At 42.5% G+C, this 16373-nt stretch carries 12 protein-coding genes; 3 read left to right on the forward strand and 9 right to left on the reverse strand.

Annotated features, from left to right (window positions below; genetic code table 11):
- Positions 1-4: 4 nt before the first annotated feature.
- The 3 genes from VXM68_RS17860 to VXM68_RS17870 form a co-directional block, all read right to left on the reverse strand.
- A complete protein-coding gene (locus tag VXM68_RS17860) occupies positions 5-1513 on the reverse strand; it encodes a GNAT family N-acetyltransferase (RefSeq protein ID WP_367209550.1) in 1509 nt (502 codons plus the stop codon).
- A 333-nt stretch (positions 1514-1846) separates the two neighbouring features.
- Entirely contained in the window at positions 1847-2188 is a 342-nt protein-coding gene (locus VXM68_RS17865; RefSeq protein ID WP_293888008.1) for a DUF3467 domain-containing protein, read from the reverse strand.
- A 35-nt stretch (positions 2189-2223) separates the two neighbouring features.
- Positions 2224-3342 (reverse strand): M42 family metallopeptidase, encoded by a 1119-nt coding sequence (locus tag VXM68_RS17870; RefSeq protein ID WP_293953986.1) that lies wholly within the window; start codon positions 3340-3342, stop codon positions 2224-2226.
- Positions 3343-3557: 215 nt separating this feature from the next.
- Here VXM68_RS17870 and lgt point away from each other — a divergent pair, with 215 nt between their 5' ends.
- The 3 genes from lgt (at position 3558) to VXM68_RS17885 (ending at position 5663) form a co-directional block, all read left to right on the forward strand.
- Positions 3558-4373 (forward strand): prolipoprotein diacylglyceryl transferase, encoded by an 816-nt coding sequence (gene lgt, locus VXM68_RS17875; protein ID WP_293953985.1) that lies wholly within the window; start codon positions 3558-3560, stop codon positions 4371-4373.
- Between the two features lie 72 nt (positions 4374-4445).
- Complete coding sequence (locus tag VXM68_RS17880; protein ID WP_294350677.1) at positions 4446-4988, forward strand: L,D-transpeptidase family protein; 543 nt, start codon at positions 4446-4448, stop codon at positions 4986-4988.
- A gap of 108 nt (positions 4989-5096) precedes the next feature.
- Positions 5097-5663, forward strand: a complete 567-nt coding sequence (locus VXM68_RS17885; RefSeq protein WP_293953981.1) for an AraC family transcriptional regulator — start codon at positions 5097-5099, stop codon at positions 5661-5663.
- A 169-nt stretch (positions 5664-5832) separates the two neighbouring features.
- On the opposite strand, the gene VXM68_RS17890 is transcribed toward VXM68_RS17885, so the two are convergent.
- The 6 genes from VXM68_RS17890 to VXM68_RS17915 form a co-directional block, all read right to left on the reverse strand.
- Positions 5833-8013 carry a DUF4954 family protein gene (locus tag VXM68_RS17890; RefSeq protein ID WP_367209551.1) on the reverse strand — a complete coding sequence of 727 codons (2181 nt, stop codon included), beginning with the start codon at positions 8011-8013 and terminating at the stop codon, positions 5833-5835.
- Positions 8014-8021: 8 nt separating this feature from the next.
- Positions 8022-9863: a glutamine--fructose-6-phosphate transaminase (isomerizing) gene (glmS, locus tag VXM68_RS17895; protein WP_293953977.1), complete on the reverse strand. Its 1842-nt coding sequence runs from the start codon at positions 9861-9863 to the stop codon at positions 8022-8024.
- Positions 9864-10013: 150 nt separating this feature from the next.
- Positions 10014-13196, reverse strand: coding sequence for an efflux RND transporter permease subunit (locus tag VXM68_RS17900; RefSeq protein ID WP_293953975.1), 3183 nt, complete (start codon positions 13194-13196; stop codon positions 10014-10016).
- Between the two features lie 66 nt (positions 13197-13262).
- Entirely contained in the window at positions 13263-14318 is a 1056-nt protein-coding gene (locus VXM68_RS17905) for an efflux RND transporter periplasmic adaptor subunit (RefSeq protein WP_293953973.1), read from the reverse strand.
- Between the two features lie 14 nt (positions 14319-14332).
- Entirely contained in the window at positions 14333-15676 is a 1344-nt protein-coding gene (locus VXM68_RS17910) for a TolC family protein (protein ID WP_293953971.1), read from the reverse strand.
- A 28-nt stretch (positions 15677-15704) separates the two neighbouring features.
- Positions 15705-16304 carry a TetR/AcrR family transcriptional regulator gene (locus tag VXM68_RS17915; protein ID WP_307186056.1) on the reverse strand — a complete coding sequence of 200 codons (600 nt, stop codon included), beginning with the start codon at positions 16302-16304 and terminating at the stop codon, positions 15705-15707.
- Positions 16305-16373 lie beyond the last annotated feature (69 nt).

Below are 16373 nucleotides of genomic sequence, written 5' to 3' on the forward strand. Positions count from 1 at the left end.
AAAATTACTTGAGCAGTTTTACTTCATACAGGTCCTTACGCCGATCCTTCTTAATTTTAACGGTACCATATTCATGTAGATCCCGAAGCGCATACAGATCAACGTCGGCGATCAGTACCATTTCGGCATTTGGGGTTGCCTCCGCTTTTATGGCATTATTCGGAAAGGCAAAGTCTGAAGGCGTAAAGACAGCAGACTGCGAGTACTGAATATCCATATTGTTTACACGCGGCAAATTGCCCACAGAACCAGCGATAGCTACGTAACACTCGTTTTCTATCGCTCTGGCCTGCGCACAGGTACGTACACGGATATAACCATTTTGTGTATCAGTCATAAAGGGAACAAAAAGAATCTGCATGCCCTGGTCTGCCAAAATTCGGCTCAACTCAGGGAATTCGACATCGTAGCAGATTAACAACCCTACCTTACCACAGTCGGTATCAAAAACCTTTACTTCACTCCCTCCGACCATACCGTAGTATTTAAATTCGTTAGGTGTAATATGGATTTTCTTAAACTGATCTAGTTTGCCATTGCGATGGCAGAGGTAAGAAACATTGTAGAGTTTTTTATTTTCTACCAAAGGCATAGAGCCTGCAATAATGTTAACGTTATAGGAAACGGCAAATTGCTGAATGCGATCAATAATCTCCGCAGTGTGCTGCGCAAGCCTCTCCATTGCCAAACGCTCCGGAAGATCGTTGTACGGGCTCATGAGCGGCGTATTGAAAAACTCGGGAAACATAATAAAATCGGTTCCATAATCACTTACGGTATCCACAAAGAATTCAATCTGATCGTAAAATGCGTCCAGATTATCAAATAAGCGCATCTGCCATTGAACCAATCCCAGACGGATGGTTTGCTTTGTTGTCGAAATCGATCGCGTCTCGGCCTCATAATAAATATTGTTCCACTCGAGGAGCGTCGCAAACTCCATCGATTCAGCATCTTCAGGCAGATAATGCTTGAGGATTTTCTTGACGTGAAAATCATTTGAAAGCTGAAAAGTTAATGTAGGATCGAAAATTTCCTTGCGTTTGACCTTCTCAATGTACACCCGCGGACTCATTTTATCCGCATAATTGTGGTAATTGGGTATCCGACCGCCAGCAATGATACCTTTGAGGTTCATCTGTTCGCACAGCTCCTTGCGTGCATCATAAAGCCGGCGTCCAAGACGAAGAGCCCGATGATTGGGATGTACAAACACTTCTATCCCATACAGGGTGTCGCCTTCATCACTATGCTTGGTAAACTTGCCATTATCAATAATCTCATAATAGCTATCGTAGATATTATTCTTTTTTGAATTCAGAATAATGGACAGGGCGCAAGCGACAACATGTCCATCAATCTCCACACATAATTGTCCTTCTGGAAATAAATCGATCAGGTCCTGAATATTCTCCTTCGACCAGGTTTCACCTACACCATCATATGCCTGCTCCATCGATTTTTTCAAATCAACATAATCCTTCTTTGTCAAGTTCCGCACTTGAATATCCATATCATTCTCCTTTTTGAAATTAGTTTGTTAAATTTAGTAAATGTAAAGGCCTGACGCAAGGGCTATCCATAGGTAATATACCGGGTATGCCGCATGCACAAAAGGGCCAGCATCCATAGATAACAACTTTTAAATACATAAGTTCGTTCATATCGAGAAAATCCGAAAAGATTAGGTACGATAGGATGTCAGCAGGATCGATAAAACGTTGCTATATTACATTTTGAAGCACGTTTTTAAGAGCGTAACAACAGTAATCATCAAATTACAAACAAAAAAAAGCGCCAATGGGATCATTGACGCTTTTTATATCTCAGGGATAGTTTTTATCAACTATGCTTGACCTTGTGGAGTTCCAAAAGGAAATGCTACAGTAGGGTCACCACCTTGTTGAGGTTGTTCAGCAGCACCTACATCCATTTTGATCGGACCGTTCAATGCTTCGAAACGATTCACGTTATCAACCAATGCACCTAACAAGCGTTTCGCATGCTCCGGAGTCAAAACGATTCTTGATTTCACTTTTGCTTTTGGCACTCCTGGCATCACACGGATAAAGTCAACCACAAATTCAGTATTAGAGTGAGTGATAATCGCAAGATTTGAGTAGATTCCTTCTGCTACTTCTTCTGTCAACTCGATGCTCAATTCGTTTTGATTTTGGTTATTTTCCATAATAATTCTAATGATAAGTTAATATATTCTAAATTCTACTTTGTAAATGTTCTAAAGTCCTGTCCATTCTCTATATTCAATAATGTTTCATAGATCAGTCTGATCACATTGTCGACATCCTCTTTATGAACCATTTCTACTGTGGTGTGCATATAGCGCAGTGGCAAAGAAATCAACGCCGACGGTACACCACCATTACTATAGGCGAATGCGTCTGTGTCCGTTCCAGTAAAACGGGAAGAAGCCTGACGCTGGAAAGGTATATTGTTCTTTTCAGCAACCTTCACCAACAGCTTATTTAAGTTGATCTGCACAGCTGGAGCATACGATAATACCGGGCCTTTTCCTGAGAACAGGTCTCCTTGCGTGATCTTATTAATCATCGGAGTCTGCGTATCATGCGTTACATCGGTAACGATAGCGACATTCGGTTTGATCCGGTCTGCGATCATTTCTGCTCCACGTAAACCAATTTCTTCCTGCACCGAATTTACGATATATAATCCAAATGGCAATTTCTTTTTATTCTCTTTTAACAACCGTGCCACCTCAGCGATCATAAAGCCACCTGCCCGATTGTCCATCGCACGTCCGACGTAGTAACGATCATTCAGGACAGAGAATGTATCTTCATAAGTGATCACACAACCAACATGGATACCCAATGCTTCGACCTCCTCTTTGGTACTGCAACCGCAATCCAAAAAGATATTTTTTAATGTCGGGTTCTCCTCTTTCTCGCCCGAACGTGTATGAATAGCCGGCCAGCCAAATACGGCTTTGACGATACCGTTTTCCGTATGAATATTTACGCGCTTCGAGGGTGCTATCTGGTGATCCGAACCACCGTTGCGTATCACATAGATCAACCCGTCTTTTGTTATATAATTGACAAACCAAGAAATCTCATCAGCGTGAGCCTCTATCACCACTTTGTACTCCGCCTTCGGGTTAATTACGCCCACGGCAGTACCGTAGTTGTCTACAAATGTCTCGTCGACATAAGGCTTTAAATAATCCAGCCATAAACGCTGTCCATCCCACTCAAATCCTGTCGGAGAAGCGTTGTTGATATATTTTTCAAAAAATGAAAGCGAATCTTTAGTCACAATCGTATTGTGTTTCGGCTCTTTTTTCTTGTTTTTTTCTGCCATCTTTTCCTTTTCTATTTACTTTCGTCAAAATATGAAAATTTCAATGAATTGCAAAAGTAAAAATGTTTTTTGGAAAATAATAACAGAAAGAAGGCCTACCTACCTGAAATAACAAACGCCATGAGTGTGTTCTCCTGTTTAAGTAAATTATACCCCAAAAAAATGAGATTAAAGCTTATCTTTACTCCAAAGTAATTTAAACAGCTATAAAATTTATGAATTCAATACTAAGTGCAATACATTGGAATATAGACCCTGAAATGTTCAACTTCGGCGCCTTTGCCCTGCGTTATTATGCACTGTGCTGGCTATTGGCATTTTTTGTTTCGTACGTCATCATGTTGCGTATTTTCAAAAAAGAAGGCCGTACACAGGAGCAGCTCGATCAACTATCAATTTATATTTTTCTGGGCACATTAATCGGAGCACGATTAGGACACTGCCTGTTTTACGATTTTGAATATTATAAAGATCATATCCTGGAGATTTTCCTACCGTTCAGGTGGGATAATACAGGGTTCCATATCACAGGCTTTGCAGGCCTAGCTTCCCATGGCGGAGCCATGGGGATTCTTGTCGCTCTTTATTTATTTTGCAGAAAAACGAAAACCGATTTTCTGTGGCTTGCAGACCGACTCGTCGTCGTTGTCCCTATTGCCGGCGCACTTATCCGGATTGGAAATTTCTTTAATTCCGAAATTATTGGAACCCCCAGTGATCTTCCTTGGGCTATTGTCTTCGAACGTGTAGACAATATACCCCGTCATCCCGGACAGCTTTATGAAGCTATCGCTTATATTTTGATCTTTATCATCATCGGTTCCCTATTTAAATCAAATCCCAATCGTCAGCGAGGTCAGCTATTCGGGATTTTTATGGTCCTACTGTTTGGCGCGCGTATAATTCTAGAACATTTTAAAATCGACCAGGAAGCTTTCGAGCAAAGTATGGCTTTAAACATGGGTCAGTTATTGAGTATACCTTTCATATTGGTCGGATTTTACTTTATCTTCCGAAAACCTCAAGCATAACAATAAACGAAGTGCCAGCGCAGTGCCTGGCACTTCGTTTACCCTTTAATACACTTTTAAAACGCCACAAAGATGAAGCGACAAAAAAAACGTAAAATAGTATTAAAAACGGTTATCGCTATCTTTATCCTTTTTGCTCTTGGCCTGTGGGGCTACAACAGCTATCCGGAACCTACATTAGGGAACGACGCTAAAGTCGACAAGCTTGTCGTCTACAAATCAAAAAGGTCGTTACTAGCGTACAGTGATGGGAGGCTTTTAAAAACTTACCGGATTTCACTGGGTAGACAACCTATCGGTGCCAAACAGTTTGAAGGCGACTTGAAAACACCGGAGGGTCTCTATACAATCAACGATAAAAATCAATATAGCGATTACCACAAAAACCTTGGGGTCTCCTATCCCAATCAAGCAGATGTAGCCCACGCCAAAGGCTTAGGAAAGGAAGCCGGCGGCGACATTAAGATACATGGCCTCAGAAATGGTATGGGCTTTATCGGCAAGTTGCAGCGGCACATGGACTGGACTTTAGGTTGTATGGCGCTTACGAACTCGGAAATTGACGAACTTTTTAAAGCCGTTCCAATAGGCACTCCAATTGAAATCAAACCGTAACGCTTTAAAAAATACTACAAGATATTCTCTAAATCTTACAACCCCAAGTCCAATAAATTATCGATTTTTGGGTTTACATGGGTAACTTGTATTTAAAATAATTTACATATGAAACTTGCGATAAAGAATATGGTGTGCAATCGGTGCATTATGGTCGTTGAAAGTGAACTGACCAAGCTCAATCTTCATATCAAACATATTTCCTTGGGTCAGGTTGAAATCGATGAAGAGCTAACCAAAGCGGAGACCGAGCAACTTGCTTCCACTTTCTCCAGCCTTGGCTTTGAGCTGATTGACGATAAAAGAACGGTCATCATCGAGCAGGTCAAACATGTTGTATTGGATCTTATCCGCAATCAGCATAATGATACTAACCTCAATCTTTCCGAAATTATCAGCAAGCAAGTGCATCACGACTACAACTACATCTCCAATCTTTTTTCAGACGTGGAAGGCATGACCATTGAAAAATACTTCATTGGGCAGAAAATTGAATATGTCAAGGAGTTATTGGTTTACGACGAACTCACGCTGAGTGAAATTGCTTACAAACTCAATTACTCCAGTGTTGCTTATTTAAGTAATCAATTTAAAAAGGTTACTGGACTTACACCGAGTCACTTTAAACAGATCAAAGAGAATAAACGCAAACCGCTGGATAAGATTAATGATTAAAGAACTCTAACACATGCTCGGGGGCAGTGTGGATTTTCGGGCGGTGTGGAGCTTCTTCAGGCCGTGTGGAGCTTCTTCAGGCCGTGTGGAGCTTCTTCAGGCCGTGTGGAGCTTCTTCAGGCCGTGCGGAGTTCAAAAAAGAAAAGGCTTCCGAGCGGAAGCCTTTCTTTTAAAATTGCCCTTTCAAATTAGCAACCCTTATCTTAAATGTCTCTAATTCTTTTTGTTGTTGATTGATAAAGGAATTCTCCTCCAGCTTTCCGACCACAATATCACGTTCTTCATCATTGGCATACACCATGTTTTTGAATGGATTTTTGTAGTCTTTAGCGCGCGATTTGTAAATCTGTTCACCAATCCAGATTCGGTGTCCGAGTGCCTGATCCAACAAAGATACGATTTTATCTGCTGATAAAGCCATCCCTTCTAAATTTAGAATCTCCATTAAAGACAAGAGCGCATGTTCACGTTTATCCAAGGCATAAGTTTTACTTTTATCATGATAGAATTCGTGGACTTCATCCCAAGAATCTATTTTTTTAGACTTAATATCATTCAGAAAAGCTTGCAACGCATTGCTTTCGATCAACTGTCCACCAATATTCTGCCAGCTTGTACGCGCCTTATCCGCTAAGGATTCAATGATGTCCTGTAGCGAAAGACCGTCCTCCAAAGCATCCATCAGATGCAACACACCGTAATATTTGATAAAAGAACGATACAAATGATACGCCTCACCAACTTTCTGAATCACGGTAGGTCTTCGGGAATTTTCTGCTCCTTGGAGCACGATAGTCTGATTCTTAAGATCCATATTGTTGGCGAGCAGTGCACGACCGGCAATAATACGCTCTTGCACATCCTTACCTGCTGCGGTATGAAGACTATCTGCAACAGCCAAAGCCAACAGATCCATTCCTTCAAACATTTCATTCACCGTATCCGGTGCCAACATATCGTATTCAAAATATTGGTTTTTGAAATGCCGGTTATCCCTAGCCTCATATTTATTGGCATTACGCACCAGCGCGTACATATTGTACATAAACCAATAGCCCGGAATCAACACCAACTGATCATGCTGTACATCATTGCTCACCAAAGTAAAAGGCAATCTAATGTCCAATTCGTGCAGAAAATCTCCTTTGACAATGAGACAATACGATGCAAATCTGGAGTTGTGTTTTAAACTGACACAGAGTCCGGGCCAAAAACCACGTCCCGCGATAATTTCTCCGTCCGCTGCTCTGGAGTTGTGATTGGATCCTACCGTAGCTCCCGCAGCCATATTACTTTGGCCCATCACGAGCGCCGCACACAAAAAAGAATTATTATGGTGCTGCTCATGCGCCGGGAAGATCAAAGAATTTAATACTTCACAACAGGAAATCGTGGAGTTGTCTCCCAGATAAGAGTTGATCAGACGGGCGCCGTACTTTAACTGCGAATAGGACGCCAAGATAAAACGTACCGCTTTAACACCGTAAAATATGCGGCAGCCGTAGCCTATGATACCATTGACAAGCTCACAGCCTTCGCCAATCTGCGTATACGATTCCTGCGAGGAATTTACCGTCACATTTTTCAGTTTGCTGACCCCTTTGATATAAGCATCCGTTCCGATCTTTACATTTTTGATCGTGAAAGTATTTTTGATGACACAACGGTCGCCGATCTGACTGTAAAAGCCACGTTGACTGCCAAACTTCTGATCAGTTAATTCCCCAAAGCGCTTTTGCAGCGCAACATCCTGTCGATTGCGCGTCCAGAGGTACACGTCTGCAGACTGCATGCCATCAAAAGGATAGACCGAGCGGGCACCATTTTCATTGCAGAGCTCCAGTTGTATGCGCTTTTCGGGCTCTTCGCCATCGCGGAGAATACCATTGCCAAATTTCGCTGTACTGCCTGTTTCCATTTCCTTAATCTGGCTTAACAGCACCTCATTGCCAACGATAAAGTAAGACAGAAAACCCACGTGATGGACAGCAACATCGTCGCCAAAATCCGAACTTACAATCGTCGAATGATACAGGCCTATAGGCAATTTCAAGTTGCGGTAGTCCAGGTAACTTGGGCTCAGATTTCCGATACGGACCAGACCATAGAATTTACAATGCTGGATCTGATTTGGATCAAAGACCGCCGATACTTTAACTTTGGACCAGTCGCTGGACCAGTTGCCGTTTTTGATTAGCTGCTCAACCTCTTCATCGGTCAGATCCCGAAAGTCATTCCGCGGATTTTGCTGAAAACGCAGGGTATATTCGTCCTGTCCTGCTGGAATAAATTCAGCGGGGATAAATCCATATCCCAGCTGTTCCAAAGGTTTTTTCTTCAATATACTCATCAGCCTCCTTACTCTACAGTTACGGACTTAGCTAAGTTACGTGGTTTATCCACATCCAACCCTAGCTCGACGCCAATATAATACGACAGGAGTTGCAATGGCACAACAGAAATCAATGGCGCAATGATTTCATCGGCTGCCGGTATTTCCATAAAATCATCCGATAAGTTCTCAGAGACAGTATCGCCTTGGGTGACAACCGAGATAATTTTGCCTTTACGTGCTTTTATCTCCTGGATATTCGATACAATCTTTTCGTGATAAGCATCTTTAGTGGCAATAAATACAACAGGTAAGTTCTCATCTACCAACGCGATAGGACCGTGTTTCATTTCTGCTGCCGGGTAACCTTCGGCATGGATATATGAAATTTCCTTCAACTTCAGGGCACCTTCGAGGGCAACCGGAAAGTTATATCCCCTACCTAAGAATAGGAAGTCGCGGGCATCTTTGTACTTGCTGGCAATCTGCTTGATTTTCTCCACCTGCGTATCCAAGATCCATTCCACTTTCTTCGGAACTTCATTTAATTCCTGAGCAAGTGTCTGGTAACGTTCGTCGCTGATGGAACCCTTTAACGAAGCGATTTTTAAAGCAATGAGGTTTAGTACTGTTAGCTGTGCCGTAAACGCTTTGGTACTTGCTACACCGATTTCAGGGCCTGCGTGGGTATAGGCACCAGCATCCGAAAGACGGGCAATAGAAGATCCCACCACATTGACGACACCTAAAATAATAGCACCTTGTTTTTTGGCATTTTCCAAAGCGACTAACGTATCAGCAGTCTCCCCACTTTGTGAGATGGCCAAAATTACATCTCCAGGATGGATAACCGGATTACGGTAGCGGAATTCCGAGGCATATTCGACCTCGACATTAATGCGGCACAGTTCCTCAATAATATACTCTGCGATAAGTCCGGCGTGCCAGCTTGTTCCGCAAGCGACAATCACAATGCGGTTGGTATTGCTGATTTCATTTGCAAACTTTTCGATACCGCTCAGGGTAATCTGATGCGACTGCAGGTCTAACCGACCACGCATGGAGTCAAAAATAGTATCGGGCTGTTCAAATATTTCCTTTAGCATAAAGTGGTCATAACCGCCTTTCTCTATCGCTGACAATTCCAAATCTAATTTTTGAACGTACGGTGTGATGCGCTCATTACCCAGATTTTTCAAGATCAGCTCATCTGGCGTAATGATCGCCAATTCGTAATCGTTGATGTATACCACCTCTTTGGTATAGGCCAGCATCGGCGAAGCATCTGAACCCAAAAAATGCTCATTTTTACCGATACCGATAACTAAAGGACTTCCTTTGCGCGCTGCAATAATACGATCTGGATGACCCGCCTCCAATACGAGGATCACATAAGCGCCTACTACCCGTTTCAAGGCAATACGAATAGCTTCTTCTAGCGAGCATTCGTTCTGAGATTGAATCTCTTCAATAAAATTGACGAGCACCTCTGTATCCGTATCGCTCTTAAATGTGTATCCTTTGTTGATCAACTCCGACTTCAAAGAAGCGTAGTTTTCGATAATCCCGTTATGGATCATGGCTATGCGTCCACTATTCGAATAATGGGGGTGTGCATTTCTGTCCGAAGGCTCACCGTGTGTTGCCCAACGTGTATGGCCGATAGCTGTAGTGGATTGGAGATCGTGACCAAACACAAATTCTTCTAGGTTTGCGACCTTACCTGTCTTTTTGTAAACATCGATCTGATCACCTTTATGCAATGCCACCCCAGCACTGTCATATCCACGGTATTCTAACTTTTTCAATCCGTCAATGACGATACCGTACGCCTGACGATAACCTGTGTATCCTACAATTCCACACATGCTTGTCTCAATTTTAAGTGTATATTTTGTTAATGCGACGCAATGTAATAAAAAATATTTATGCAATCGATTGATTAACCTAAAATTAATACAAAAAAGGCGGTTAACATATGTTAACCGCCTTTTTTGGCTATTAGATTTACTTATTTTTTAATGTTCTGCCACGTCCACATGGTCATAATCTTCCTTTATCAAGGCTTCATAGTCAGTCTTCTCTTTCTTTCCAAAACGACGTTGAAGACTATCAAAAATGGAGTACACCACGGGTACTACAACTAACGTCAAGAATAGGGAGGACAATAGACCACCGATGATGACAATAGCGAGCCCTCTGTTCATATCTGCACCATCGCCTGTAGCGATTGCAATAGGGATCATACCGAAAACCATCGCAATTGTCGTCATCAGGATCGGACGAAGACGCGCATGGTTGGCAGCCACTAAAGCGTCATGAGTATTATCGCCGGCTTCCTTACGGTGATTGGCAAAATCGACGAGCATGATCGCATTTTTAGCAACTAGACCAATCAACATGATAATACCCAAAATAGTAAAGATGTTCAAGGTCTGATTTCCCAATGCCAGGAACAACAATGCACCAATAAACGACAATGGGATCGAGAATAACACGACAAACGGCGTGATAAAACTGTCGTACAGTGCGACCATAACAAGGTATACTAGTATGATGGATGCTAACAAAGCAATTCCCAATGTACCGAAACCTTCAGTTTGATTTTCCATATTACCACCCCATACAAATACAATTCCCGGTTTACGCGGCAATTTCTCAAACTGCGCCTGCCACTCTTGAGCGACAGTACCCATCGGTCTACCGATAACCTGCCCCTGAATAGATACGGCTGGCGACTTGTCGCGTCGTTCTAACAAAGTAGGTCCAGAGCCATACGTCACTTCAGCAAATTGATCCAATGAAATGGAAGCACCATTATTGTTGATAAATTTAAGGGCTCGCACATTGTCGATTGTTGCACGACCACTTTCGTTATAGCGTATGTTGATGTCGTACTCGTTGTCCCCTGCTCTATATTTATTATCCGTATTACCGGAGAATGCTGTCTGCATGGTCATACCTACGGTAGATACGTTCAATCCCAACGAAGTCATTTTATCGCGGTCTATCTTCACATTGATCTCCGGATTACCCGCTTCGGAAGTCAACTTAACCCCCGCAGATCCTGGAATTTTACGCAATAGATCTGCTGCTTTCTCAGCAAATTCCTGGGCATCTTCAACCGAGGCACCAATAATGGTCAATTTCAATGGTGCTTGTTCCGCTCCCATGATACCTACGTTTACCGTTTTGATCTTGGCACCGATCAGCTTATTTTCCAGTTCGCGTTTTAAAGTCGCTGAATACACCTGTGAGTTGCCTTCAAAATTTTCTTTGTCGAGAATCACATGGATCTCCGATTTATAACGCGAGCCTGTTGTCGACGCCATTCCGTCTGAGGACTGACCAACTGTCGTAATGATTTCCTTGACATCTGGCTTCGCCGTAATATAGGCCTCCGCTTTCTGTGTTAACAAGTTCGTCTTTTCCAAAGAAGCATCCTTATCGAGTTCCAGCTGGATAAAAAATTCTTTCCGGTCTACACTCGGAAAGAAATCGGAACCGATATAACCTTTTACCACGAGTGCGAATGATGCAATAAGTAAACCGATCGCTAAACCTAAAGTCGCCAATTTGGTTTTGACATTTTTTAATGACCAGGTTAACAAACCGGCAACCCAATGTGTAAAGCTGTTCAGACCACTTTCAAAACCATGGATAACACGACCAAACAGCGACTTCTTGCTTAGATGCTCCAATTTACCGAAGCGTGAATACAACCACGGTACGACCGTAAAGGATACCAATAAGGACAATAGCGTCGAGATGATGACAGTCACACAGAACTGTGCAAGGATATTGGCCACCAATCCCGTTGACATGGCGATTGGAAGGAACACGACGACAATGACCAAGGTGATTGCCGTTACCGTAAATCCAATTTCAGACGCCCCATCATACGCTGCGCGTACTTTATTTTTCCCCATCTCCATATGGCGGTGAATGTTTTCGATCACTACGATCGCATCATCCACCAAGATACCTACCACCAGTGACAATCCCAGTAAGGACATGAGGTTTAAGGTATACCCCATCAGTAGCAAACCGATAAAAGTTGCAATCAAGGAGAGCGGGATCGCTACCATGGTAATGGCAGCATTACGCAAACTTTGCAGGAAGAAAAGCATGATAAAACCCACCAAAGCAATGGCGATCATCAAATCGTGGATAACGTTATCAGCCGCATTCAAGGTAAAATCAGAAGAGTCATTGGCCACCAGAATTTTAATATTCTGTGCCGCATAATCTTTCTCTACCCCACTAATCACCTTTCCATCTTTATCACGCACAGCGATCACTTTCTTTACGGCCTCAGACACAGCCACGGCATTCGCGTCAGACTGTTTAAATACCTGTAGCAAAATCGTGTTTTGGCGGTCCAAACGTGCCACCTTTTCAATCTCTTTGATACCATCCTGTACATCGGCGATATCGCGCAGATAGATCTGCACGCCTGCAGGCGTAGTGATAGGCAGATTGCGCAATTCTTCGATAGAGGTTACTTTACCTGCAAGACGAATCGTTGTACGGTTGTCGCGGGTACTGACGTTACCTGTAGGAAAATCCAGGTTGGACGATGCAATCGTTTGTTGCACCTGCGAAATTGTGAGTCCATAACCTTCAATTTTTTTGGGATCTACAGAAATCTGTATTTCGCGTTCCTCCCCACCGATCATGTCCACCTTGGCAACCCCGTTGATACGGGCAAAGACCGGTTGGATTTTATTGTCCAATAAGTCGTAAAGCTCTTTCTCTGACAAGTTGGATGTAACGGCCAGACTCATGATTGCCACGTCATCAAATGAGAATTTGGAGAGCGAAGGCGTCTTCACATCGTCCGGCAAATCGTTGACGACAGCGTTGATTTTTCGCTGGGCATCTGTCAGGAGGAAGTTGACATCTGCACCGTTATTCAGGGTAACCATCACAATCGAAACCCCTTCGAGCGAGGTCGACTCCACCTTTTTGATACTTTCCAACGAAGAGATTGCATCTTCTATCTTCTTGGTGACCGAACTTTCCACTTCCGCAGGCGATGCCCCCGGATAGATTGTTTGTACCGTGATTACGTTAATTTCAAACTTAGGGACCAGTTCGTAGCCCAATTGCGTATAAGAAAACAACCCACCCAATGTCAGTATTATAAATAATACGATAATGATACTGGGGCGTTTTATCGATATTTCGGTAATTTTCATTAGAATATTTTATTTTAAATAGCCGTGCAAAGACAGCGTTTCATCGGCTATTGATTACAGTATTCTCTATTTAATAATTTCTACAGGGCTTTGGTCAAATAAATTGATCTGACCCGATACAATCACCTGATCACCATCTTGCAAACCACCTAAAATCTCGATGTAATCACCAAAGTTTCTACCCGATTTGACCGTTGTTTCAATTGCTTTACCATTTTTAAGCACAAAAATCTTGTTGTCGCTCACACTACCTACAAAAGCATTGCGCGGCACGATCAAGGTGTTGGTGGCAACACCCTCACCAAAGATGGCTGTGCCGTACATACCTGCACGCAATTTGTTTGATGCATTGTTGACCTCTATCTCTACCGGAAAATTTAAGCTACCGTCCGATTTGGGGGCTATAAATGTTATCTTTCCTGTAAAGCGCTCATCGGCATACACACTTGCACTCACATCCACAGACTGACCGATCTTTAACGTTGCAACGTTCTTTTCATCAACGTTAACACGCAATTTCAACGTCGCCACATTGACGATATCAAAGGCCGGAGCTCCAATATTCAGGTAAGTACCTGGTTCGATTTTACGCGCATTGACAATACCAGACACCGATGTTTTGATGGTTACGTCGCCTGCATTCAATTTGGAAGCCTGTAGGTTATTCTTCGCATTCTCAAACTGTAATTTTACCTGATCCAACTGTTGTTTGGTCACCCCCCCTGTTGAGTAAGCACTTTCAAAGCGTTGCAGATCGGCCTGCGCATTGGTATATGCGGCTTGGGCATTGGCTACATTGACATTCAGCTTATCGCCTTCAATGATCGCCAAGGTCTGCCCGGCGCTCACACGCGAACCTTCATCCACCAATACTCTCACAACTCTGCCGGCAGTTTGAGCCGAAACAGTTACTTCCTGTTTGGGCGAGAAGGTGCCATTTGCGGTATAGCGTAAATCCATGGAAGACACTTTCGCTGTATCGATACGTACAGCGATTGCTGCATTCTTCTTGGCAACCTCCGCTGTTTCAGCTTCATTTTTCTTTTTATTTTTATTTAACACAAAAAATATTCCTGCTAAGCCAGCAGCAATAATAAGTAGAGTAATAATTCCGCGTTTCATATTGTATTAGTCAATTATTCGTTAATCAATGATTTAAGTTTTCCATTCGCTTTGATCAGCTGCACCTCAGCAATTTTATAATCCAGCAACGAAGTATTTAAATTATTTTGCGCATCTGCATACGCATTTTCAGCATCCAGCAGATCAGTCAATGTCGCTAGGCCATTTTTATAATTGTTATTTGTATCATCCAATACTGATTTTGCCAGATCAACATTTTTACGGTTCGATTCGATTGTCAATAAGGAGTTTTTGATCTGTACCCGTGAGTTCTCAGCCGCCATATTCAAGGCCAGCTTGGTGTCGGCAATATCGATCTGCAGTTTATCGATATCAATCTGCGCCTGACGCACTTTGGATCGTGTAAGGAAACCGTTAAAAATAGGAACCGTAAGGTTTAGTCCGATGCCAGAAAAGCCAGACCAATTTACCCCCTGTGCCTTAGAAAATATCGGAAATACAGGTCCCAATCCCTGTCTTCCATAATTCGCTGTCAACGAAAGCGTCGGATAATATTTGGAGATCTCTGCCTTTTTATTTAGTTCAAGCAATTCATTCTGTTTTGACAGCACCTGAATTTCTGTTCTACTCGACACATCAAGCGGATCATATATTGCATCCAATGCAACGGTTTCAAAAGTTGAACTAGGCATTGTAATTTGCTCGGTCATGGACATGCCAATCACAAATTTCAGTGCATTTTCTTTCAGTTCCACCGCATTGATCAGCTGTTGCCTGGACGCTTTCAAGTTGGTTACGGAAACATTGGTACGATCCAGGTCAATTTTTTTTGCCAATCCGTTTTTGACCAAGCCTTCGATTACATCCCTTGTTTTGGTGGTACTTTCCAGGTTGTTCTCAACCGTTTTTAACTGTAATTTAGATTGGTAAACATCATAATAACTATTCGCCACTTTCTCGATCAGTTGCTCATCGGTCAAGGTCTTATTGATCACATAAAATTCGCGGGTGGTTTTTGCGGCTTTCAGCCCCGTAAATACCGTCTGGTTAAACAGCTGTTGGTTTAAACTGATGGTATTAGTAGATTGCCATTTTTGTCCAAAAGCCGCCATCACGGTTGTTCCGGGCTGACCGACGATTTCCCCGGGTAATGCAACCTTTTGGATCATCGGGTTGTAGGTAATTCCACCGTTAAAATTCACCTGCGGTAATGCTCCTGACTTAACTTCCGCAATTTTATGCTCGGCATTGACGACATCAAGACCTGCCTTTTTTGCATCCGCCTTATTTTGTAACGCAAATTTAATGGCATCACTTAAGGTTAACTGTTGTTGTGCATGACTTTGGAAAACCATCGTACCTAATAAAAGGCTGGCTAGTATTCTGATTGTTTTCATTCCTAATTTGTTTATCCTAATTTTATATCTACTTTTTACCTATACCGTTAAAAAAAAGCTTGGTAGCCAACTTTTGCTTTTGTAATACTTCATCAAAACGATCCTGGTTTGGTATGCCCGAAATGATATCCGAAATATTGCACATCAGCGAGAGACTCTTCATCAATTCCACATATATCTCGGCAGTTTCATAGAGGTGTTCCCCATCGATTTCGCCCTTTTCTGCACCTACCTGCAAAATCTCAAACAAGGCTTTCACATCCCGGTCATGCAGGCACTGAAAAAAATCCTGCATCGAAAGACCCTTTATCCATTCTAGATTTTCGTTCATGTGCAACATATAGTATTTCCGCACAAATGCATCACGCAGCTCCAAAATCTTGATGATCAGTTCGTACGTTGTACCTTCATGTGCATCCGCCACCCTTTCCTCCATTTCCCTATACTCATCTGTCAAACGCACAATCACATCGCGTATCAGTGCATTCTTCTCTGAATAATAGTAATACAAATTCGCTTTAGTAATTTTTATATCCTCCGCAATTTCATTCATCGTAGTCTTACTAAAACCGTAATGCATAAAGCGCCGTATAGCCGCCTCGATGATTTGATCTTTTCTATCTTCCATTCTTCAAAAAACTCCTTTCAACTTTCTGACTTTTATCAGAAATTGTTCAAAAATATAAAAAGTAACATG

Origin of the sequence: Sphingobacterium sp. R2, from assembly GCF_040760075.1 — a bacterium.
Taxonomy (GTDB): domain Bacteria; phylum Bacteroidota; class Bacteroidia; order Sphingobacteriales; family Sphingobacteriaceae; genus Sphingobacterium.